Below are 20570 nucleotides of genomic sequence, written 5' to 3' on the forward strand. Positions count from 1 at the left end.
CTTGTTTTTCATATTATGAAGTGAAGAGCAATAATGGTGTGGTGTTTTGTGTGTTATACGCATTAATACTGGCAGGGGGGAAAGGAACAAGATTATATCCGCTTTCAAGAAAGGAAAATCCCAAACAGTTCTTAAAAATTGTAAATAATAAAAGTTTTTTAAGAAATACTGTTGATAGAATAAAGACTTTGGTAAGCAAGGATAATATATACGTTATAACTAATGAAAACTACATTACAAGAATTTATGATGAACTTCCAGATATACGAAAGGAAAATATATTTACTGAACCTGAGAACAAAGAAACTGCTACATGTATAGGTCTTTCGGCAGTGAAGCTTTTAAAAAAGGACAACGATGCCACAATGATAGTGCTTCCTTCAGATCATTATATTGAAAATGAAAAAGAATTTATAGATACTTTAAAGCAGGGAATTGAGGTTGTTGAGAGAAGAAGAGGGCTTGTTACAATTGGAATAAATCCCACGAGACCCGAAACAGGATATGGCTATATTCAAATGGGTGATAAGATTTTCAACTATGAATCTGTATATAAAGTTGAAAGATTTCTTGAAAAGCCCAATATAGAAGTTGCAAAGGACCTTTTAAGCAAAGGAAATTACCTCTGGAACAGTGGAATGTTTATCTGGAGGGCAGATACGTACTTAAGAGAAATGAATAAATACCTTCCAAAGATGTATAAAGGTATGATGGATATTTATGAAGCGGTTGGAACAGAAAGTGAACATGAACTAATAAATGAGCGATATAGAACAATGGAAGGCATATCTGTTGATTTTGGAATAATGCAAAAAACAAGGAAAGGCTATGTTGTGAAATCAAACTTTGATTGGGATGACCTAGGCAACTTTAGTTCTTTATCAAGATTTTTAAAAGACTATAAAGGCGAAAATACTGTAAGTGATAATGTTTTTTTAGAAGACACAGAGAATTGCTCTATTTTTGGAAGTAAAAACCTCATAATTTGTTTTGGGGTTAAGGACTTAATTGTAGTTGATGCAGGGGATGTTGTTTTAATAATGGACAAAAATAGGGATCAAGAACTAAAACATCTTGTTGAAGAGTTAAAAAATGAAAAGGAAATAGAAGGGTATCTTTAAAAATCCGCTCGAAGTTTTTCGGGCGGATTTTTTATGTTACTTCGCAATTGTTGAAAATTTATATATTGTAGTGTGATTGTACTCTTCGCCAGCTTTTAAAAGTGGAGACTCAAAATGATTATCATTTATAGCGTTCGGAACATATTGAGTTTCAAGGCAGATGGCACTTCTTTTTTCATAGTGAATGCCTCCTTTACCAATATCGGAGCCGTCAAGGAAGTTTGCACTGTAAAATTGCATAGCTGGGGTTGTAGTATGTACTTCCATAACTCTGCCTGTAGCTTCATCAACCAATTTAGTAGCAACCTCATTTAAATTTCCTTTAGTATTTAACATCCAGTTGTGATCATATCCACCGCCAAATTTAAGTTCGTAATAATCTTCATTTATTTCAGCTCCAACAGTTTTTAATTCTCTAAAATCCATTGGGGTTTCGCTTACTTTTATAAATTTGCCGGTTGGAATAGAGAACTCATCAGCTTCTGTGAATTCATCAGAATTTATCATTAATTTGTGGTTCAAAGCTGTTAAAGCTTGGTTACCAGTTAAGTTAAAATAAGAGTGATTTGTAAGATTTACTACAGTGTCTTTATCACTAACTGCTTTGTAGTTTATTTTTAAAGCGTTATCATCAGTGAAAGTATAAGTAATAGTTACATTGAGATTTCCAGGATACCCCTCTTCGCCATTCTTGCTTAAATATGAAAAGGCAAGTACATTCTTTTCACTATCAATTATTTTAGCATTCCAAACAACCTTATCAAAGCCTTTTATGCCGCCGTGTAAGTGATTTTTACCATTGTTTTGAGCTAATGAATATTCCTTCCCGTTAATTGTAAACTTGCCAAAGGCTATTCTATTGCCGCATCTTCCAATAGCTGCTCCAAAAAATTTATCACCTTTTTCATAGGCTTCTATATTTTCATATCCATGTACAACATCAGCTAAAAGTCCATTTTTATCAGGAACAACTAATGAAACTAGAGTAGCTCCATAAGTCATTATTTTTACTTTTGAATTATTAGAATTAGTAAGAGTAAATATATCTACATTTTTACCATCTTTAGTTTTTCCAAAATTATTCTTAACAATAGACATAATAAAGGCCTCCCTTAAAATCAAATTAAATAAATTTTATGTACAATACAATAGTAAACGGTTAACAAATAAAAGTAAAGGTTTAAATTAATAAATTTATATTAATTTTAAAATTGCTTTATGAAGTTTTTTTTTATAATTTTTCACATGACAGGCAAAAACATTTAAACATTAGGGCAATGCATTTAAATTGGAATTTTAAAATTGTTATGTTATAATTACTCATATGATAAAATGAATTAATATATTTTGCTGAATTTACATGTATAGATTAATAAGTTTTGATACGATAGCTCTAAAAAAGGGGGAATAATAAATATATGAAGGTATGGAAAAAATTCATAAAGTATTATGAGCCGTATAGGTTTCTTTTTTTTGCAGATATGTTTTGTGCGCTTGTTGTTTCTTTAATTGACTTATCTTTTCCTGTTATACTTAATTATCTTGTAAAGAACTTTTTCATAATGGACAGGACATATATAATGAAGATGATAGCTTATATAGGAATTGGTCTTTTAATTATGTATATGGTAAAGTATTTTTGCCAGTACTTTATAGCTTCTTGGGGACATATTATGGGAGCTAGAATGGAAACTAACATGAGAAGAGATTTATTTGATCATCTTCAAATACTTCCATTTTCATATTATGATGAAAATAATACTGGTGAAATGATGTCAAAGCTTGTATCAGACTTGTTTGATATCTCAGAACTTGCACACCATGGACCTGAAAATATTTTTATATCAGCACTTAAAATAGTAGGTTCTTTTGCAATACTTCTTACGATCAACGTTAAAATGACCTTGATACTATGCGTGGTTACTGCTATTATGATTGTATTTTCCTTTATTCAAAATAAGAAAATGCAGAGGATATTTATGGATAATAGGAAAAAAATAGCAAATGTAAACTCAATGGTTCAAGATAGTCTTCTTGGAATAAGAGTTGTAAAATCCTTTGCAAATGAAAAGCTTGAAAAAAGAAAGTTTGGAAGAGCAAATAAAAATTATCTTGAATCTAAAGTTAGCAGCTATGTAGCTATGGGAAAATTTATGGCTGGAAACTCGTTTTTTCAAGGTGTTTTGTATGTATCAGTAATAGTATCAGGTGCAATATTTATAACTCAAGGTACTGTAAAAGCTACTGATTTAGCTACATATGCTTTATATATAAATATACTTATAAATCCTATTGATGTACTTATAAACTTTACAGAGCAGTTTCAAAAGGGATATGCAAGCTTTAGAAGATTTATAGATGTTATGGAAGCTGAAACAGAAATAGAAAACAGAGAGAATGCAGAAGTTATATCCGATGTAAAAGGCGATATAGAATATAAAAACGTGTCCTTTAGCTATGATAAGGAAGATTATGTGTTGAAAGATTTAAGTATAAGCATAAAAGCTGGAAAAAATATTGCACTTGTTGGACCATCTGGAGGAGGAAAAACAACTCTATGTTCTTTACTTCCTAGATTTTATGATGTTACAGAAGGAGCAATTACAATTGATGGAAAGGACATAAGGGACATAACCATTGAATCCCTTAGAAGTTGTATTGGAGTGGTTCAGCAGGATGTTTACATGTTCTCTGGTACAATTAAAGAAAATATAGGCTATGGAAAACCTGAGGCTACTGATGAAGAAATTATGGAGGCAGCCAAGAGGGCAAATATCCACGATTATATAATGAGCCTTGAGGATGGATATGACACATATGTTGGCGAAAGAGGAGTTAAACTTTCTGGAGGGCAAAAGCAGAGAATTTCAATAGCTAGAGTTTTCCTTAAGAATCCTCCAATCTTGATACTAGATGAAGCGACCTCAGCTCTTGATAACGAAAGCGAAAGGTTTATACAAAAATCACTTGAAGAACTTTCAAAGAACAGGACAACTATAGTTATAGCTCATAGATTGAGTACAATTAGAAATGCAGATGAGATTATAGTTATAAACAATGAAGGCATACAGGAAAGAGGAAATCACGAAGAATTACTTGAAAAACAAGGACTCTATGCATACTACTACAATATGCAATTTGAGGGCTTAGGAGCATGAAAAATCAGTGTTTGAATTGTAATCGTCAAAAATTCGTCAAAAATCTATAATATTTTATCAATCAATTTTTTAGCGCGGTCAATCATATCATCGTTAACGTGAGAGTAGGTACGCATGGTTTGTACAACATCATGACCTAATAGATTGGCCGTTGTTTTAAAGTCTAGTCCATTACCGATTAATGTAGTAGCATAAGTATGTCTTAGTTCATGAACTGATATTTTATAACCCAAATGCTTATAAGTATTACATAAGGTTGATGATACTACATTTCTTTTTTCATAATCAAAAATTCTATCATTTAGACTTATAATTTTTTGATTACTTTTATATTTTTTAAACTCTTCCATCAGATCCTTTGGAATTGGTATAACTCGATTCGAATTTTTTCCCTTAGTTTCTCCGAATCCATAAACTCCCCGTTTATCTTTTTTCCACTGCTTATTAACTACAAGAAGATTATCGTTAAAACCAATATCACTCCAAGTTAGACCCATTATCTCACTTATTCTAAGTCCGCATTTAACAGCAATCATTGTTATTAGATGTAGCTTTGGGTTTTTTATCTTATTTAACAAGTCCTTAGTTTGCGCAAATGTAAGGGCCGTTTTTTCTTTTTTCTTTTTTTCAACCTTAAAGTCTATATCATGTACGGGATTTTCTAAAATTATTTTATCCTTTTTTTGGGCATAGTTGAAAAGATAATGAAGTGAAGATAAATATCCTTCTATCGACATTTGACTATATCCATTTTCAACTAACTTATCAATGCATTTCTGGATGTCAGGGGCCTTAATATCTATAACTTTTAGGTTATTAAGTGCTTCAAATTTGGTAAATGTAGAATTGTAGTGGTCTATAGTATTTGGTTCCTTATATAGCTTCTGGTGTTCAATAAAATCTAATGTATAGTCCTTAAAAGTAATGTTTTCATAATTAGCATTTAATTTACTTTGCAAAGCTACGGTCTTTTTTAATTCATCAAGTAACTTATCTGCTGCAATTTTTGCAACTGCTTTACCCTTAAAACCTTGCTTGCTTTTTTGCCTCCATTTCCCGCTGCTGTCTTTGTAAGAAATAATAAATTGAATTCCTTTATCTTTTTCTCGGTAAGTAATATTGTACTGCATAAAATCATCCTTTCTGAACATATGTTCTTAAAATTTTAGAAAAATATATAAAGACTTTTAGTCTTTAAAGCATTTTTAGTATTATCAAATTAGGTTCGAAATACACTAAATAATTATCTATTTCATAACATATACCATACTTTTCACGGTAATGCTGAATTGCCTGTCCAAGAAATTCCTCGGTAATATTTAAATACTCAGCAATTTCATGCTTGGATCTTATGCCCTTCTCAAAGGCATTAATTAAATCAACAATGCCTACAAGTTTTTCATATCCCCAGTTACGGGCTCTTTTTTCCTGTTTTATGTTATTAGTGTCAGTTTGATCAAGTATGTTGCCATATGTAGTGCAGTAGTGTCCAAGCTCTTCGGATAGTATACAGTTTTTCTCACGCGAATTGAGATTTTTTTCAATAGCTATTTTATTGTTTTTACATATTCCACTTAGTCCAAATTTATGTAACGATCCCTCTTTAATTTTTAATCTTTTATCCTTATTTTCAGCTTCAATCAATAATTCTTCATATGTCATATATTCGCCACCTTGTAAATCTAGTCTTCATCATCAAATAAAGCATCTATGTATTTTTCTAGTAGTTTCATTTTTTGAGGTGTTAAGTCCTTACCTTCTAGATGCGCGGCTAAAGTATTAATTTGATTTTCTTTGTTTGATTTTTCTTCACTATCTAAACCCAATAAATAATCTAAGGTTACGTTAAAATATTTAGCAAGTATTCTAACATAAGACATTGATGGTTCGGCTTTGCCGTTTTCCCATCTTGAAATCATAGATTTAGATGGATTAACACCATATTTTTTTAATTGTTCTGCCATTTCGTCCATTGATATATTTTTTTCTTCTCTTAAAGATTTTAAAATTTCGCTTATATTTTTCATTTTTCTTAAACTCCTTGTAAAAAATTGATTAATCTGATTATATCATACAAATTCCATAATGGGAACATATTTTTAAAAAAAATCATAAAAAGTTATTGACAAAGGAACAAATGTTTACTATACTAAAATCATAAAGTTCCTAAAAAGGAACAATGGAAGGAGGAATATAGATGTCTGGTTACGCAAAAGTTAAAGGCTACCTTGTAGAACATGGGATAAAACAGAAAGATGTAGCCACTATTCTAGGTATGTCTAATTCTACATTTAATAACAAATTGAATGGAATAGGAGATTTTACAATAACACAAGTAAAAAAAATGTGTAAAGAATTAAACATGAATGCAGATATTTTTTTTGCAGATTTTGTTCCTAAATCGGAACGAGAAAATTCTATAAAGGAGGTTGCTATTTAAAATGGAACAACTCCTTACTAAAAAAGATGTAGCGAAGCTTTTAAATGTATCATTACCAACAATAGACCGATACATTTCAGACAAAATACTTACTCCCGTAAAGGGAATACCAACAGTTAGATTTACGCCAAGCCATATCGAAGAACTTGAAGGTGTTGAGCCAGAAAGATTTTCTCCATTAGAACGCAGAAGGCTTGAAAAAGAACTTGAAGAATGGAAACACAGAGCAGAGGAAGCAGAAAAAATAATCGCTAGGGTAAATATGATTACAACTGAAACTATGTATTTAAAGTTAAAGGAGAGTGTATAAAATGCTTAAATTAAAGGATTTAATAAATTACCTTTAGAAGCTCAAAAGGTTTTTACAGGATTTCTTAAAAATTTTTATGCAGCATTTGAATTTCCACAGGATCATGAAGTTGCAAAAGTTGCTATTGCAAGGGAAGGTCGAGGGAAACACGCAACACAATTTATAAAAGCTACTACTAAAAGTGGTGAGTGGTTCAGAGTTCTATCTCCACATACTTGGTACTAGGAGGTTGGTTCTATGACTGATGAACAGAAAAGGCGTGAGATAGCCTATAAAAGACAAGGACTTGAGCAGATAAAAAATATGGTTTCAGATGAACAATACCAAGAAAGAAAAGAGGTTGTTGATAAGGAAATCATGGAACTAGATGGCAAGAGCCACGGAAGGAGGTGAGGAAATGTTAGGAACTAAGTATGATTTAGCAGCAATTATAAGATTAGATTCAGCAAAGTTATGTTATGAGCATACTGGCATTGCACTGGTTATTACTGATGGTAAATACATTCAAATAGAAGATGAGAAGGAGGAAAAATAATTTATGTGGATTAGAAGTCAAGATAAAAAAGATTTATTAAATGCACATAGAAGGATACATGCTGTGGATCAAGCTGTATATGCTGACAGTATGAGAATAGGTAGATATAAAACCAATGAAAGAGCTCTTGAAGTAGTAGACATGATACAAAATCAATTGGTAGTTGGCTCATCAAGTGATGTGATACTTCATGGAAAAAGGATTATGCAAGAAAATGTTTTTCAAATGCCTGAGAAATAAAAAAGGACTCTCGCCAAAGAGTCCAAACAAAGTTTTATAACACATTCATTCTAATACAGGAATGAAAATAAATCAAGAAAGGATTATTGATTTGATTAAGCAAGTAGCATTAATTAAATTCAAAGGCTATCAAGAATTTATGGAGTACTCATATTTCACTGATATAGAAGATTTAAAAGAAGGTGATGTTGTAGTAGTACCAACCAATAACTTTTATTCAGTAGGTGTATTTTCAAGGTACAGTACCAACAAGCAGCATATAAAAAACGCATCTAAATGGATAGTTGAAAAAGTTGATACTGAAGCTTTTGAAACAAAAATGTTTTTAGGAGGTTTTGATTAATGAATGAAAACCTAGAAATTATAAAAGCAATAATGACTGAAGCAATCAAGATAGATATTACTGGAAAGCAAGATATAGAATTCAACTACCATTCAGCTAGTAAAAAATTAACTATATCAGTTTGTACAGACGCTACTAATCCGACATTTAATGATGGGTTAACCAGAAGTTGGCACGTTAGTGTCAAAAATACTGAACTATTAAAAGCGGTTCTTAAGGAACTTCAAAATATTGAGGTGCCAGCAGAAGAGTCAAGCAAAGAAGTTAATGACTTCTTAGGATAAATAAGTTAGGAGGTTTTAAGTTGAATACACAAATAGAAATACCAATTAAAAAGGTTACCGTAGCACAGGTTGTTAAATCAAGGTTTAGTGCTCTTAAAACAAAGGTTAAGAGTGTCAATTTTATAGGTACTGAATACTTCTTTCTAAAAGATGAAATGGCACCTAAAGGTTTTAAAAATAGAATTGGTGCTCTGAAAGAAATTAGAGAAATAAATGGGAATGTTTTTGAGTATTTCCTAGATGGCTACAAGTTTACTGATAATGATGTCGAGCATTATAAAATTTCAAGTGATAATTCAATAATAATTTTGGATACAGGAATGGATAAGCTAGGAAAAATTGGTCTCAACTATAATTATTACAGCTATTTTAAGAAACTTGGTGCACAGTTAAAATTCAAGGATAGAGTTAGTCCAATAGGATTGTTTAAAGATAATGAATTTATAGGTGTTGTATTGCCAATAAGAATTAAGGAGGAAAATTAATTATGAAAATAACAGCAGAATTCAATTCAAATGAGGAGTTACTAAGTTTTATAGGTGCCTTTGGTGCTAATGGAATTACTACACTTGCAACAGAAACAAACAACAATTTATCACAGGGTATAGTAAATTCTACAGTAGTAAAGGAAAATTCAACGAGTAAAGCTCAGGACACTAAGAAAGTGACAACAAAAACTGAAACTGCAGCAGAAACAGCAAAGAAGGAAACCACAAAGACTAATACAGCTCCTAATGATAAACCAAAGGAGACAGCAAAGGAAGGGTCAAAGTCTGAGGGAGAAGTTCAGATAACTAAGGAAATGATTAGAGCTAAGTTCATGGAGCTAATTAAAGCTGGTAAGTCAAAAGAAGCTAAGGAAATAACTAAAAAGTATGGTGCTAGTAAGTTACCAGAGTTGAAGGAAGAAAATTATCCAGCAGTATATAAGGAAGTGGAGGCATTACTGTAATGGCAGTTCATAAACTAAGTCTTTCAGAGAATAGAGAATTTAATCACATAATTTATGTAGAATCTAATTTTGATACAGATTATGTAGATTCTGTTATAGATGATATAGCGGGAGATTCCATATGTACTGATGATATAATAGCTGATCTTGAACAAAAAGGATTTACCATAAAAAATACTTGCTTAGATGAAGATGGAGAAATTTCAGAATTTGAATTTGAAGAATCGGAGGAATTAGAATAATGCCAGAACAACATGCGATATTAAGCGCTAGTTCTTCGCACAGGTGGCTCGCTTGTCCACCATGTGTAAGACTAGAAGAAAAATTTCCACAAAAAACAAGCGAATATGCAGCAGAAGGAACTCTTGCACATGAATTAGGAGAGATAAGCTTAAAATTCACGCTAGGTGAAATGCCTACAAGGACATTCAATTCCAAGCTTAAAAAAATTCAAGGGGATAAATTATTTACCGCAGATATGCCTGACTATGTAGAAACTTATGTTGATACTTGCTTAGAGAAGTTTTCAGAAGCTAAAGCAAAAACACCGGATGCTATTTTCAAGGTAGAACAAAAACTTGATTTTTCTGAATGGGTTCCAGAAGGTTTTGGAACGGGAGACTTTGTAACAATAGCAGATGGAACTATGGAAATATGTGATTTAAAGTATGGAAAAGGTGTTCCCGTAAGTGCCAAAGGCAATCCACAAATGAGACTTTATGCACTTGGAGCAATAGCAGAATTTAGTTTCTTATATGACATTGAAAAAATAAAAATGACCATAATACAACCTCGTTTAGATAGTATTTCTACTGATGAAATATCAGTAAAAGATTTACTAGAATGGGCTGAAAAAGTATTGAAACCAACGGCAGAACTTGCATTTAAAGGTGAAGGAGAATTTAAAGCTGGTGAGCACTGTGGATTCTGTAGAGCGAAAAGCGTATGTAAGGCTAGAGCTGATAAGAATATGGAACTTGCTAAGTATGAATTTAGATCTACTGATACCTTAAGTGAAAAAGATATATCAAATATTTTGGGTCAAGCCGATGAACTTGCTAAATGGGTTAAGGACATACAGGAGTATGCGTTAGACCAAGCATTGCAAGGTGTAGCATATGAAGGTTGGAAAGTTGTAGAAGGTAGAAGCAATAGAAAATACACTGACACTGAAAAAGTAGCAGAAATATTAATTGCTAACCAATATGCTGAAGGTGTTATTTATAAACCTAAAGAGCTTCAAGGTCTTACTAACATGGAGAAGCTTGTTGGTAAGAAAAAATTAAATCAGTTAATAGGTGATCTTATAGAGAAACCTCAGGGTAAACCTGTATTAGTATCTCAGGATGATAAAAGACCAGTGTTTAATTCTGCAAAAGCAGATTTTGAATAAATAAAAAATTTAAATATGAAGGAGAATGATTAATATGTCAAATATAAAAGCAAAAAGAACAGGAACAAAGGTAACTACAGGAAAGGTTAGATTAAGCTATGCACACCTTTTTGAGCCACATGCAATAGAAGGAAATGAACCAAAATACTCAGTAAGTGTAATAATACCTAAAACTGATACAGAAACATTAAAAGCTATCAAGGAAGCAGTTGCAGAAGCTAAGGAACAGGGTAAATCTAAATGGAATGGAAAAGTTCCACCTAATTTAAAAACTCCATTACGTGACGGTGATGCTGAAAGACCAGATGATGAAGCCTATGCAAATTGTTACTTTTTAAATGCTTCAAGCAAAAATAGACCAGGAGTTGTTGACCAGAATGTACAAACTATTATGGATGCAACTGAGGTTTATAGTGGCTGCTATGCGAGACTTACATTAAATTTTTATCCGTATAGTGCGAGTGGTAACAAGGGTGTTGCAGCAGGACTTGGTAATGTTCAAAAGCTTGAAGATGGTGAACCACTTGGAGGATTTACAAGAGCAGAAGACGATTTTGACGCTGTAGGTTCAGAAGAAGACTTCTTAGGATAATGGATACTTTAGCAATAGAAAAAGAATTATGGAAAGACATACCAGGATATGAAGGTCGTTATCAGGCTTCCAACGTTGGTAGAATAAGAAGTTTAGATAGATATGTAACTCAAATAGGAAGAACTGGTAAACCATTTACAAGATTACTTAAGGGTAAAATCCTAAAGCCAGGTAGATATAATCAAGATGGTCGTGTGTCAGTAGTGCTTGGACATGGAGCAAATGGCTCACCAGTCCATCATCTAATTGCATTAACGTTTTTAGGAGATAGACCTAAAGGTTATGATGTTAGACATTTAGATGGAAACCCACAAAATAATAAATTAAGTAATTTAGCTTATGGTACAAGAACTCAAAATATTTTAGATGTATATAGACAAGGAAAAAAGTGGAGAAAAACATCTATAGAACAAGCTATAAAGATAAAACACTTATTAAAACATAATATTAAGTGTTCGGAAATAGCCAAAATTGTTAATGTTAAAACTTCTGTAGTCTATGACATAAAAGAGAATAAAATATTTTGGTGGCTGAATAAAGAAGGTGTTATGAATGAATAAAGATATACTTTCTATCGACGTAGAAACATATTGCGACTTAGATATTAAAAATGTGGGTGCTTATAAATATTGTGAGCACCCTTCATTTGAAATATTACTATTTGCATATGCTTTCAATGATGAACCTGTGGAAGTTGTGGACTTTGCGCAGGGTGAAGATTTACCAGATAGTGTTTTAGACGCTCTTGAAAATCCTAATATTATAAAAACCGCCTTTAATGCAAACTTTGAAAGAAATGCCATATCCAATGATTTTGCATTAATAGAATGTCCTCCAGAACAATGGCAATGTACTATGATTAAAGCTTTAACTCTTGGTTTACCTGGTTCACTTGATATGGTTGGAAAAGCTCTACACTTTGAAGAAAATAAACAAAAGATGAAAGAAGGTAAGGCATTAATACAATACTTCTGCAAGCCATGTAAACCTACAAAGGCTAATGGTGGAAGAACAAGAAACCTTCCAGAACACGCACCTGAGAAGTGGGAAATATTTAAAAAGTACAATAAGCAAGATGTTGAGGTTGAAAGAACCATAAGAAATAAATTAAATAAATACCCAATTATAGAAAATGAACAAAGATTATGGGAACTAGACCAACACATAAATGATAGAGGTGTTGGAGTTGATTTGACATTAATAGAAAAAGCAATTGAATGTGACAGTAGTTACACTGAAAGACTTACCAAAGAAGCTATAGAGCTAACAGGGTTAAGTAATCCTAATAGTCCAACTCAATTAAAAAAATGGATTGGTGAAAGAGTTGGCCATGAAGTTACTAGTCTTACAAAAGACGTAGTTCCAACTCTTATAAAAGAAACTACAGATGAAAAAGTTAAAGAAATTTTAGAACTAAGACAGCTTATGGCCAAGACCTCGATAAAAAAATATGAAACCATGCAGAGAGCTAGATGCAAGGATGGAAGAGTAAGAGGATTATTACAATTCTATGGTGCAAATCGTACTGGTAGATGGGCTGGAAGATTAGTACAAGTACAGAACCTTCCACAAAATCATTTGCCCGATTTAGATAATGCTAGAAACTTTATAAGAAATGGACAATTTGATGAAGTGGAGTTCTTATTTGACAGTATACCAGATACACTCTCACAACTTATAAGAACAGCATTTATCCCTAAAGAAGGTAATAGATTTATTGTTGCTGACTTCTCCGCTATAGAAGCAAGAGTAATTGCATGGTATGCAGGAGAACAATGGAGACTAGATGTTTTTAACGATAATGGTGATATTTATTGTGCTTCAGCATCAAAAATGTTTAAGGTACCAGTAGAAAAGCATGGTATTAACGGTGATTTAAGACCAAAAGGAAAAATAGCAGAGTTGGCCCTTGGTTATGGTGGTAGTGTTGGAGCTCTTGCAAGTATGGATAAGAAAAAGGATATTCCTGAGGAAGAACTTCCGGGGTTGGTAAGAGATTGGAGAAATGCAAACCCTAAGATAACAAAATTTTGGTGGGATGTAGATAAAGCAGCTAAAAAAGCAATAACAGAAAAAACAACAGTAAATTTGCAGTTTGGTCTTAAGTTTATATATGCCCCTGGGGTGTTATTCATACAGCTGCCGAGTAGAAGAAAGTTAGCATATTTAAGACCTAAGGTTGAACCACATGAGACTTTTAGTGGTGACAAAATCACATATGAAGGTATGGAACAAACTTCAAAGCAGTGGAAAAGAATAGACACATATGGTCCAAAACTTGTAGAGAATATAGTTCAAGCTACCGCAAGAGATTGCTTAGGTATTACTATGATGAGAGTCGAGGAAAAAGACTTTCATGTTGTAATGCATGTACATGATGAGTTAATACTTGATGTACTTAAGGAAAAGGGCAGCGTTGAAGAAATATGCAACATATTTGCTGAACCTATAGAATGGGCTCCGGGATTACCACTAAAGGCTGATGGATATGAATGTAATTACTACATGAAGGATTAGTTGTGAATATGAATAAAATGTGAATCAATAAGAAGGAGTGAAAAAAATGATTAAAAAAGTTGAAGGCATAAGTGTTTTTAAACAAAAAGAATATATTAGAGCAGAACACGAAGCACATGAAATTTTAGTAAAGAATGGATATTTGCCACAAGGGATGACAAAGGATTTTAAAAAAGTTATTGTGTTTAAAATCCAAAATGAACATAGAAATAATGAAAAAAAGGAAGTGTTTTATTTTAATAACTGGCAAGAAGCAATGGAATCATTATGCAGTTAAGATGAATATTAAGTTCGCACTTCAACTAAAATATCACGATATAGGTTAAAAAATCATCAAAATGGCTATTTTTATCACAGAAATAGTAAAAAAATCACCAGTTGAATAAAAGATGAATTTAAAAGGAGGATTTATGTTAAATTTAAAAGCGATAGAATTATATAATATTTTAAAAGAATATTCAGAAGAAGAATTAAAAGATTTAAACATTACTATTGAAATTAATAGAGGTATTCATAATCAATTAGGGAAAAGTGAATATGCTAATTTAGTAGAAAAATATCCAAGTCAAATACGAATAATTAATAAAGAAGGTTGAAAAGTGAATAAAAAGCAAAGAGTTTTATATAAAGCATTGGAAATTATATCTTCTGCCACTTTGACATTAGAAGATGCTCAAAATATAGATGAAGAACTTAGTGTTGATGAAATACAAGAAGTAGTAAATAAGTTTTCTAAAAAGATAACAGAATTTAATGTTGAAGAGTTAACTCAATTAGCATTTAGATATCAACCATATGCTGATAATGTTATAACTGGAATTATATCAAAACTTAATGATATATAGGTTCGCAATTCAAAGAAATTGTAAGGAGGTAGCAAATTGGAAATAAATAAAAATATTAAGGTTGAAGCTGTTGATGATAGAAACATATGTATCTTAAAAAGAACAACAATCAAGGGTAAAGAAGATTGGAAAAGAACGGGTTACTATACAACTCCTCAGGGAGCATTAAAGGGATTAGTTAACGACGAGATAATAGGCACAGGATTAAAAGATTTTGAGACAGTGTGTAATAAGATTAATGAATTATATAAACTCATTGATGGGCTCACAGTGAAGTCAGAAACACCTAAGAAGAATGATGAAGATATAAATGATTTTTTAGGAGAGTGAAGCTTATGGTGTCTCAAATAAAAATAATATTGCTTCCATATAAAAATTTTAAAGATAAGATTAAAAAAGTAAAACATTTTGAAGGTGAATATCACATTGAAAATATATCAGAAATGGATAGTACTATAGGTTTTTTATATATGGAAAGGAGAAAAAAGAATTAGAGCCCAAGTATTAAAGATAAAACAGACTTTACTATAAAAATGCTTCAAAAACGAAAAAAGAAAAAGGATAAAGCAAATAAAGCAGCAGTATATGACGTTGTAAGTAGGGCAGTAAAAAGATGTACCAGAAAGTAGTTAAATAAGGAGGTGGTAACTTTGGAAGATAGTGCAGTAGATAAAAAACAAATCTTAAAAATTAAATATGATGGATCCATAACAATAGCCACCGGAAAATCAAAAAAAGAAACTCACTGGAAAAACAAAAATCTATTATATTCAGCTTTAGTTGAGAAATTAAGTCATACAACAAAAACACCAGAAACATACGCAGAATATAAGAAAATGCCTAAAAGTGAAAGAGACAGAATTAAAGATGTTGGTGGATTTGTAGGTGGTAGTCTTAAGAACGGAAGACGTAAAGCCGAGAATGTGGCCAACAGAGCAATATTAACACTAGACTTGGATTATGTTCAAAATGATATATGGTCAAGCATAGAACTTTTATGGGATTTTGGCTGTCTTATGTATTCAACCCATACACATGCACCAGATAATCAGAGGTTAAGACTTATAATTCCATTATCAAGGCCAGTACTTCCAGACGAGTATCAAGCCATAGCAAGAATGATAGCTAGTGATTTAGGCATAGACCAATTTGATGATACAACATATGAACCATGCAGGTTAATGTACTGGCCATCAACTAGCAGTGATGGCGAATATATATTTAAGGTCCAGGATGAAAAATGGCTTAATCCAGATGAAGTACTTGATAGATATACATTTGGTTGGCAGGATGTTAGTTATTGGCCAGAAAGTTCAAGGTCGAGAGCAAAAATAAATACAGCAATAAAAAAACAGGAAGACCCTTTGCATAAGAAAGGTATTATAGGAGCCTTTTGCAGAACTTACTCAATTACTGAGGCTATAGATGAATTTTTAAAAGATGTTTATATACCTGGTGCAGATGAAACCAGGTACACATATGCAGAAGGTTCAACAACTGGCGGAGTTGTGATATATGATGATAAATTCAGTTACAGTCATCATGGTACAGATCCTGCGAGTGAAATATTATGCAATGCATTTGATCTTGTTAGGATACAAAAGTTTGGTGATTTAGATGATGAGGCAAAGCCTGATACTCCTGCTAATAGATTACCTTCATTTACTAAAATGACAGAGTTTGCTTCAAATGATAAAAATGTTATGCAGACTTTAGGAAAAGAACGTATGGAAAAAGCTCAGGAGGATTTTGGAATAGTTGAGGAAGAAGTTGACACTGAATGGGTTAAAGAACTTGAATACACAGACAATGGTAAACTAAAAAGCACAAGAAGTAATTTTCTACTAATAATTGAAAACGAGCCACTGCTTAAAGGAAAAATTGCTTACAATGAGTTTTCTAATAGAGCTGTAGTTGTTGGCCAGCTTCCATGGAGAAATAAAAATAATAAATCAGACTGGAATGATACAGACGACAGCGGACTACAGGAGTTTATTGAGAAGTATTATAAAATAAGTTCTACAGTAAAATGTGCTGATGCACTGGCATTAAGTTTTGAAAAACATTCAGTGCATCCAGTAAGAGAATACTTAAATAATTTATTCTGGGATGGAGTTAAAAGAATTGATACCTTGCTTGTAGATTACTTAGGAGCTGAGGACAACAATTATGTAAGGACAGTTACAAGAAAAATATTAGTTGCAGCAGTAGCAAGGGTTTTTGTTCCCGGATGCAAATTCGATAACATGCCCGTCTTAAGTGGTCCTCAGGGAATAGGTAAAAGTACCATTATTAAAAAGTTAGGTAAGGAATGGTATAGTGACAGCTTAACAACAGTAAGTGGTAAAGAAGCTTATGAACAATTACAAGGTGTATGGCTCTTAGAAATGGGAGAAATGATGGCCACAAAAAAGGCTGACATTGAAGCTACTAAACAGTTTTTATCTAAGCAGGAAGATATTTATAGAGTCGCGTACGGTCACAGGACTAGTAGATTTCCACGCCAATGTGTTTTTATAGGTACCACAAATGATAGAGAATTTTTAAGGGATAAAACAGGCAATAGAAGGTTCTGGCCAATAGATGTAGGTGTGACAACTCACAGCAAAAGCGTGTTTAAGGATTTAACAGATTATGAAATTGACCAGATATGGGCTGAGGCTGCAACATTATGGAATGATAAAGAACCTTTATATTTAAGTACAGCAGAAGAGAAAGAAGCGCAGGAGCAGCAGGAGGCACACAGTGAAGAAAGTGCAAAGGCAGGATTAATTGAAGAATACCTTAACAGACCAATTACTGATAACTGGTACAACTTAAGTATCGTAGATAGAAGAAACTACATTCATGGTTCTGATTTTGGAGACATCCCAGAAGGTAATGTACTGAGAAATAAAACGTGTGTAATGGAAATATGGTGTGAGTTATTTAATGGTGATCCTAAGAGCCTTACACCAATTCAATCACGCGAAATTAATGATATTCTTAAAGGCTTGAAAGGCTGGGAGAAAAATAATGCACCATTAAGTTTTGGTAAAATTTATGGCAGACAAAGAACTTATATCCGGATACAGAATTAAAAATCAGACAAAAAATTCTGTATCCGCAGTAAAGAAGAAACGGATACAATTGATACAAAAAAATATACACTGTATCCGATTTTGTATCATACTAAAAGTATTGTACACCAATGGATATAATACTACATGATACAGATGATACAAAAAATATTATATAAGTAGTATTTATATAATTAGGCATATACGTATACACACATACACGCCTAAACACGCGTATACACGTATATAAGAAAAAATTGTATCATTTGTATCCGTTAGATAGAAGGTGATTTTATTGTTAGAAAGTGTTATTGAAAGAAAACTGAAAAAACAAATTGAGTTGATTGGTGGTAAAGCATTTAAGTTTGTTAGTCCAGGAGTGTCCGGAGTACCAGACAGGATTGTTCTTTTACCACATGGTAGGATTGTTTTTGTAGAACTTAAAGCCCCAGGTAAAAAAAGAAGAAAACTTCAAGAGTATAGAGCTAAAGAATTACAAGCTTTGGGTTTTAGGGTTGAATGTATAGATAGCATTAATGGAGTTGAGAATTTTGTAAGGGAGTTGAAGTAAATGCCTAAAATAAAAGTAAAATGTGAGAATTGTGGAAAAGAAATTTATAGATACAAAGGTCAAATATTAAGTCATGTCTTTTGTAGTAGAGAATGTTCAAAAACTTATACAAGCGAAAGAATGACAAAAATGAATGAAGAACTTAATCCTACGAGAATGACTAATGAAGTTAAGGAAAACTTAAGATGGTCACATTTATTAAAAGGTGAAGGTAAGACGTATCCCAAAATTCATGGTAAACATGCACACAGAGTAATTGCTGAAAAAATATTAGGAAGAAAACTAAGAAAGGGAGAAGTAGTTCACCATAAAGATGAAAACAAATTAAACTTTAATGAGGATAATTTAGAAGTGCTACCTTCCCAAAAGGAACACGCAAAATTGCACCAGAAAAATGGAAGGTTTAAGTAGAAATATTATGAAAGATAGAAGGTGATTTTATGAAATTTAAGCCCTGGAATTATCAAGAATATGCAATTAGCCACATCATAGACCATGAGGCATCCGGTTTATTCTTGGATATGGGCATGGGTTGAGTACGGAAAAACAGTGAGTACCTTAACAGCAGTAGATGAATTATTGTTTTTAGGTTTAGTTTATAAAGTTTTAGTTATAGCACCTCTAAGAGTAGCAGAAGATACATGGAGTACTGAGGTTCAAAAATGGGACCATCTAAAACACTTAAAAATATCAAAGATTCTAGGAACTAAAAAAGAAAGAGAAAATGCTTTAATGGTTAACGCAGATATTTATGTGACCAATAGAGAGAATGTGGATTGGTTAGTTGGTGAATGTTTTGGTAGATGGATGTTTGATATGGTTGTTATAGATGAGTTAAGTTCTTTCAAAAGTTCTAAGGCTAAAAGGTTTAGATCATTAAGAAAAGTAAGGCCTTATTTTAAAAGAATAGTAGGACTTACAGGAACTCCAGCACCTAATAGTTTAATTGATTTATGGCCACAAGTGTATTTACTTGATGGAGGTAAAAGGTTAGGAAAAACAATAGGCAGTTATAGAGAACAATATTTTACCCCAGGTAATAGAAATCAATTTGTAGTTTATAACTGGAATCTAAAAGAAGGTGCAGCAGAAGCCATTGAAAGCAGGATAAGTGATATTTGTATTTCTATGAAAGCAAAGGATTACTTAGATCTACCTGAAAGGATAGATAATTCTATAGAGGTTAAATTACCTGAAAGTGCAATGCAAAAATATAAAGAACTAGAGAAGGATCTAGTTTTGGAACTTGGAAAAGAAGACATAACAGCAGCAAATGCAGCAGTACTTACAAACAAATTATTACAAATGTCTAATGGAGCTATCTATTCAGAAAATAAGGCAGTTATAGAAATTCATGAGGAAAAATTAAAGGCTTTGTTAGAAATTATAGAAGCAGCTAACGGAAAACCAGTTTTAGTATTTTATACTTTTAAACATGATTTTGATAGAATAGTTAAATTTCTAGGTTCTAAAAAATTAAAAGCAGTTGGATTAAAGGATTCAGCAGATATTAAAAAATGGAATGAGGGTAAAATACCAATACTTTTAATTCATCCAGCTTCAGCAGGACATGGCTTAAATCTTCAGTATGGAGGAAATATTATTACCTGGTTTGGACTTACATGGAGCTTAGAACTCTACCAGCAGGCAAATGCAAGATTACACAGACAAGGTCAAAAGGAAACAGTTGTTATAAATCATATTATAGCTAAAAATACTGTGGATGAAGATGTTATGAAGTCCTTAGGTAGCAAAGAAGTAAATCAAAATATACTTTTGGAAGCAGTAAAGGCAAGGATAGAAAAATATAAGAGCTAGGAGGTAAAACGAGGTATGAAATTATTAATGCATATTTTGAGAAAAAATGACAAATTGAAAATAGATAATACAACAATCACAACAGAGGGGGATAATTACTAAGCTCACAGAGGAGTACGCTGAGGTAGTTGATGCAATAGCCAGATACAACAAGAGTAAATGCCTTAGCAATCTTAAAGAGATAGTTAGAGAAACCTTTGACTTAATCCAGATGTGTATCTTGATTTTATGGAAGTGCCACAGGAAAGCGTTAGATTTAGATGAACCTAATTTAATCCAGGATATAAACATAGAACATAAGGACAAACTAATAGGTATATAAATGTCAAGATTAAAATGTAACTTTTTGATCATTTAAGGCTGTAGGTTTTAGTGTTCTTCCTGCTTTATAT

General features: G+C 32.2%; 28 protein-coding genes and 1 pseudogene. 25 read left to right on the forward strand and 4 right to left on the reverse strand.

Going from position 1 to position 20570, the window contains the following annotated elements:
- Window positions 1-50: 50 nt before the first annotated feature.
- A complete protein-coding gene (locus tag LQK79_RS15700) occupies window positions 51-1121 on the forward strand; it encodes a mannose-1-phosphate guanylyltransferase (protein WP_053241838.1) in 1071 nt (356 codons plus the stop codon).
- Window positions 1122-1157: 36 nt separating this feature from the next.
- Here the strand turns inward: LQK79_RS15700 and LQK79_RS15705 are convergent, their stop codons facing one another.
- On the reverse strand, window positions 1158-2219 hold the full coding sequence (locus tag LQK79_RS15705; RefSeq protein ID WP_053241837.1) for an aldose epimerase family protein: 1062 nt from the start codon (window positions 2217-2219) through the stop codon (window positions 1158-1160).
- Window positions 2220-2539: 320 nt separating this feature from the next.
- Here LQK79_RS15705 and LQK79_RS15710 point away from each other — a divergent pair, with 320 nt between their 5' ends.
- The gene (locus LQK79_RS15710; protein ID WP_231017149.1) at window positions 2540-4279 is read left to right on the forward strand and encodes an ABC transporter ATP-binding protein; all 1740 of its coding nucleotides are present in this window, start codon (window positions 2540-2542) and stop codon (window positions 4277-4279) included.
- Between the two features lie 44 nt (window positions 4280-4323).
- On the opposite strand, the gene LQK79_RS15715 is transcribed toward LQK79_RS15710, so the two are convergent.
- The 3 genes from LQK79_RS15715 to LQK79_RS15725 form a co-directional block, all read right to left on the reverse strand.
- Window positions 4324-5409 carry a tyrosine-type recombinase/integrase gene (locus tag LQK79_RS15715; protein WP_053241836.1) on the reverse strand — a complete coding sequence of 362 codons (1086 nt, stop codon included), beginning with the start codon at window positions 5407-5409 and terminating at the stop codon, window positions 4324-4326.
- 64 nt (window positions 5410-5473) lie between these two features.
- The gene (locus LQK79_RS15720) at window positions 5474-5941 is read right to left on the reverse strand and encodes an ImmA/IrrE family metallo-endopeptidase (RefSeq protein ID WP_053241835.1); all 468 of its coding nucleotides are present in this window, start codon (window positions 5939-5941) and stop codon (window positions 5474-5476) included.
- Window positions 5942-5961: 20 nt separating this feature from the next.
- Complete coding sequence (locus LQK79_RS15725) at window positions 5962-6306, reverse strand: helix-turn-helix domain-containing protein (RefSeq protein WP_053241834.1); 345 nt, start codon at window positions 6304-6306, stop codon at window positions 5962-5964.
- A gap of 170 nt (window positions 6307-6476) precedes the next feature.
- Here LQK79_RS15725 and LQK79_RS15730 point away from each other — a divergent pair, with 170 nt between their 5' ends.
- The 23 genes and pseudogenes from LQK79_RS15730 to LQK79_RS15840 all read left to right on the forward strand — a co-directional run bounded on the left by LQK79_RS15730 (window position 6477) and on the right by LQK79_RS15840 (window position 20178).
- Window positions 6477-6719 (forward strand): helix-turn-helix domain-containing protein, encoded by a 243-nt coding sequence (locus tag LQK79_RS15730; RefSeq protein ID WP_053241833.1) that lies wholly within the window; start codon window positions 6477-6479, stop codon window positions 6717-6719.
- A gap of 1 nt (window position 6720) precedes the next feature.
- Entirely contained in the window at window positions 6721-7029 is a 309-nt protein-coding gene (locus tag LQK79_RS15735) for a helix-turn-helix domain-containing protein (protein ID WP_053241832.1), read from the forward strand.
- A gap of 237 nt (window positions 7030-7266) precedes the next feature.
- On the forward strand, window positions 7267-7422 hold the full coding sequence (locus LQK79_RS15740; protein WP_157055708.1) for a hypothetical protein: 156 nt from the start codon (window positions 7267-7269) through the stop codon (window positions 7420-7422).
- A 4-nt stretch (window positions 7423-7426) separates the two neighbouring features.
- Window positions 7427-7564, forward strand: coding sequence for a hypothetical protein (locus LQK79_RS15745; RefSeq protein WP_157055707.1), 138 nt, complete (start codon window positions 7427-7429; stop codon window positions 7562-7564).
- A 3-nt stretch (window positions 7565-7567) separates the two neighbouring features.
- Window positions 7568-7804 carry a hypothetical protein gene (locus tag LQK79_RS15750; RefSeq protein WP_053241831.1) on the forward strand — a complete coding sequence of 79 codons (237 nt, stop codon included), beginning with the start codon at window positions 7568-7570 and terminating at the stop codon, window positions 7802-7804.
- 91 nt (window positions 7805-7895) lie between these two features.
- Window positions 7896-8147, forward strand: coding sequence for a hypothetical protein (locus tag LQK79_RS15755; RefSeq protein WP_053243297.1), 252 nt, complete (start codon window positions 7896-7898; stop codon window positions 8145-8147).
- On the forward strand, window positions 8147-8431 hold the full coding sequence (locus LQK79_RS15760) for a hypothetical protein (protein ID WP_053241830.1): 285 nt from the start codon (window positions 8147-8149) through the stop codon (window positions 8429-8431). The genes LQK79_RS15755 and LQK79_RS15760 overlap by 1 nt, the downstream gene beginning before the upstream one ends.
- A 20-nt stretch (window positions 8432-8451) precedes the next feature.
- Complete coding sequence (locus tag LQK79_RS15765; protein ID WP_053241829.1) at window positions 8452-8916, forward strand: hypothetical protein; 465 nt, start codon at window positions 8452-8454, stop codon at window positions 8914-8916.
- Between the two features lie 2 nt (window positions 8917-8918).
- Window positions 8919-9383, forward strand: a complete 465-nt coding sequence (locus LQK79_RS15770; RefSeq protein ID WP_053241828.1) for a hypothetical protein — start codon at window positions 8919-8921, stop codon at window positions 9381-9383.
- Window positions 9383-9625 (forward strand): hypothetical protein, encoded by a 243-nt coding sequence (locus tag LQK79_RS15775; RefSeq protein WP_053241827.1) that lies wholly within the window; start codon window positions 9383-9385, stop codon window positions 9623-9625. Before LQK79_RS15770 ends, LQK79_RS15775 begins: the two co-directional genes overlap by 1 nt.
- On the forward strand, window positions 9625-10776 hold the full coding sequence (locus tag LQK79_RS15780) for a DUF2800 domain-containing protein (protein ID WP_231017150.1): 1152 nt from the start codon (window positions 9625-9627) through the stop codon (window positions 10774-10776). Before LQK79_RS15775 ends, LQK79_RS15780 begins: the two co-directional genes overlap by 1 nt.
- Before the next feature lie 34 nt (window positions 10777-10810).
- Complete coding sequence (locus LQK79_RS15785) at window positions 10811-11368, forward strand: DUF2815 family protein (RefSeq protein WP_053241826.1); 558 nt, start codon at window positions 10811-10813, stop codon at window positions 11366-11368.
- On the forward strand, window positions 11368-11928 hold the full coding sequence (locus LQK79_RS15790) for an NUMOD4 motif-containing HNH endonuclease (RefSeq protein WP_053241825.1): 561 nt from the start codon (window positions 11368-11370) through the stop codon (window positions 11926-11928). The genes LQK79_RS15785 and LQK79_RS15790 overlap by 1 nt, the downstream gene beginning before the upstream one ends.
- Entirely contained in the window at window positions 11921-13885 is a 1965-nt protein-coding gene (locus tag LQK79_RS15795) for a DNA polymerase (RefSeq protein WP_053241824.1), read from the forward strand. Before LQK79_RS15790 ends, LQK79_RS15795 begins: the two co-directional genes overlap by 8 nt.
- Window positions 13886-13931: 46 nt before the next feature.
- The gene (locus LQK79_RS15800) at window positions 13932-14162 is read left to right on the forward strand and encodes a hypothetical protein (protein ID WP_231017151.1); all 231 of its coding nucleotides are present in this window, start codon (window positions 13932-13934) and stop codon (window positions 14160-14162) included.
- A 133-nt stretch (window positions 14163-14295) separates the two neighbouring features.
- Window positions 14296-14481, forward strand: coding sequence for a hypothetical protein (locus tag LQK79_RS15805; RefSeq protein ID WP_053241823.1), 186 nt, complete (start codon window positions 14296-14298; stop codon window positions 14479-14481).
- Window positions 14482-14484: 3 nt separating this feature from the next.
- On the forward strand, window positions 14485-14730 hold the full coding sequence (locus LQK79_RS15810; RefSeq protein WP_053241822.1) for a hypothetical protein: 246 nt from the start codon (window positions 14485-14487) through the stop codon (window positions 14728-14730).
- A 36-nt stretch (window positions 14731-14766) separates the two neighbouring features.
- Entirely contained in the window at window positions 14767-15060 is a 294-nt protein-coding gene (locus tag LQK79_RS15815; RefSeq protein ID WP_053241821.1) for a hypothetical protein, read from the forward strand.
- Window positions 15061-15065: 5 nt separating this feature from the next.
- Window positions 15066-15224 carry a hypothetical protein gene (locus tag LQK79_RS15820; protein ID WP_198149988.1) on the forward strand — a complete coding sequence of 53 codons (159 nt, stop codon included), beginning with the start codon at window positions 15066-15068 and terminating at the stop codon, window positions 15222-15224.
- Window positions 15225-15380: 156 nt separating this feature from the next.
- Window positions 15381-17810, forward strand: a complete 2430-nt coding sequence (locus LQK79_RS15825) for a virulence-associated E family protein (protein WP_198149986.1) — start codon at window positions 15381-15383, stop codon at window positions 17808-17810.
- 274 nt (window positions 17811-18084) lie between these two features.
- Window positions 18085-18360 carry a VRR-NUC domain-containing protein gene (locus LQK79_RS15830; RefSeq protein WP_053241820.1) on the forward strand — a complete coding sequence of 92 codons (276 nt, stop codon included), beginning with the start codon at window positions 18085-18087 and terminating at the stop codon, window positions 18358-18360.
- Window positions 18361-18771: an HNH endonuclease gene (locus tag LQK79_RS15835; protein WP_053241819.1), complete on the forward strand. Its 411-nt coding sequence runs from the start codon at window positions 18361-18363 to the stop codon at window positions 18769-18771.
- Between the two features lie 29 nt (window positions 18772-18800).
- A pseudogene (locus tag LQK79_RS15840) lies at window positions 18801-20178 on the forward strand (SNF2-related protein).
- Window positions 20179-20570: the final 392 nt, after the last annotated feature.

Origin of the sequence: Clostridium guangxiense (assembly GCF_021043395.1) — a bacterium.
Taxonomy (GTDB): Bacteria; Bacillota; Clostridia; order Clostridiales; family Clostridiaceae; genus Clostridium_S; species Clostridium_S guangxiense.

What these genes read in the sequence shown, in the direction of transcription:
- LQK79_RS15705 (WP_053241837.1), bottom strand. Translation starts at nt 2,219, where the DNA reads ATGTCTATTGTTAAGAATAATTTTGGAAAAACTAAAGATGGTAAAAAT.
- LQK79_RS15710 (WP_231017149.1), top strand. Translation starts at nt 2,540, where the DNA reads ATGAAGGTATGGAAAAAATTCATAAAGTATTATGAGCCGTATAGGTTT.
- LQK79_RS15715 (WP_053241836.1), bottom strand. Translation starts at nt 5,409, where the DNA reads ATGCAGTACAATATTACTTACCGAGAAAAAGATAAAGGAATTCAATTT.
- LQK79_RS15720 (WP_053241835.1), bottom strand. Translation starts at nt 5,941, where the DNA reads ATGACATATGAAGAATTATTGATTGAAGCTGAAAATAAGGATAAAAGA.
- LQK79_RS15725 (WP_053241834.1), bottom strand. Translation starts at nt 6,306, where the DNA reads ATGAAAAATATAAGCGAAATTTTAAAATCTTTAAGAGAAGAAAAAAAT.
- LQK79_RS15730 (WP_053241833.1), top strand. Translation starts at nt 6,477, where the DNA reads ATGTCTGGTTACGCAAAAGTTAAAGGCTACCTTGTAGAACATGGGATA.
- LQK79_RS15735 (WP_053241832.1), top strand. Translation starts at nt 6,721, where the DNA reads ATGGAACAACTCCTTACTAAAAAAGATGTAGCGAAGCTTTTAAATGTA.
- LQK79_RS15740 (WP_157055708.1), top strand. Translation starts at nt 7,267, where the DNA reads ATGACTGATGAACAGAAAAGGCGTGAGATAGCCTATAAAAGACAAGGA.
- LQK79_RS15745 (WP_157055707.1), top strand. Translation starts at nt 7,427, where the DNA reads ATGTTAGGAACTAAGTATGATTTAGCAGCAATTATAAGATTAGATTCA.
- LQK79_RS15750 (WP_053241831.1), top strand. Translation starts at nt 7,568, where the DNA reads ATGTGGATTAGAAGTCAAGATAAAAAAGATTTATTAAATGCACATAGA.
- LQK79_RS15760 (WP_053241830.1), top strand. Translation starts at nt 8,147, where the DNA reads ATGAATGAAAACCTAGAAATTATAAAAGCAATAATGACTGAAGCAATC.
- LQK79_RS15770 (WP_053241828.1), top strand. Translation starts at nt 8,919, where the DNA reads ATGAAAATAACAGCAGAATTCAATTCAAATGAGGAGTTACTAAGTTTT.
- LQK79_RS15775 (WP_053241827.1), top strand. Translation starts at nt 9,383, where the DNA reads ATGGCAGTTCATAAACTAAGTCTTTCAGAGAATAGAGAATTTAATCAC.
- LQK79_RS15780 (WP_231017150.1), top strand. Translation starts at nt 9,625, where the DNA reads ATGCCAGAACAACATGCGATATTAAGCGCTAGTTCTTCGCACAGGTGG.
- LQK79_RS15785 (WP_053241826.1), top strand. Translation starts at nt 10,811, where the DNA reads ATGTCAAATATAAAAGCAAAAAGAACAGGAACAAAGGTAACTACAGGA.
- LQK79_RS15790 (WP_053241825.1), top strand. Translation starts at nt 11,368, where the DNA reads ATGGATACTTTAGCAATAGAAAAAGAATTATGGAAAGACATACCAGGA.
- LQK79_RS15795 (WP_053241824.1), top strand. Translation starts at nt 11,921, where the DNA reads ATGAATAAAGATATACTTTCTATCGACGTAGAAACATATTGCGACTTA.
- LQK79_RS15800 (WP_231017151.1), top strand. Translation starts at nt 13,932, where the DNA reads ATGATTAAAAAAGTTGAAGGCATAAGTGTTTTTAAACAAAAAGAATAT.
- LQK79_RS15805 (WP_053241823.1), top strand. Translation starts at nt 14,296, where the DNA reads ATGTTAAATTTAAAAGCGATAGAATTATATAATATTTTAAAAGAATAT.
- LQK79_RS15820 (WP_198149988.1), top strand. Translation starts at nt 15,066, where the DNA reads ATGGTGTCTCAAATAAAAATAATATTGCTTCCATATAAAAATTTTAAA.
- LQK79_RS15835 (WP_053241819.1), top strand. Translation starts at nt 18,361, where the DNA reads ATGCCTAAAATAAAAGTAAAATGTGAGAATTGTGGAAAAGAAATTTAT.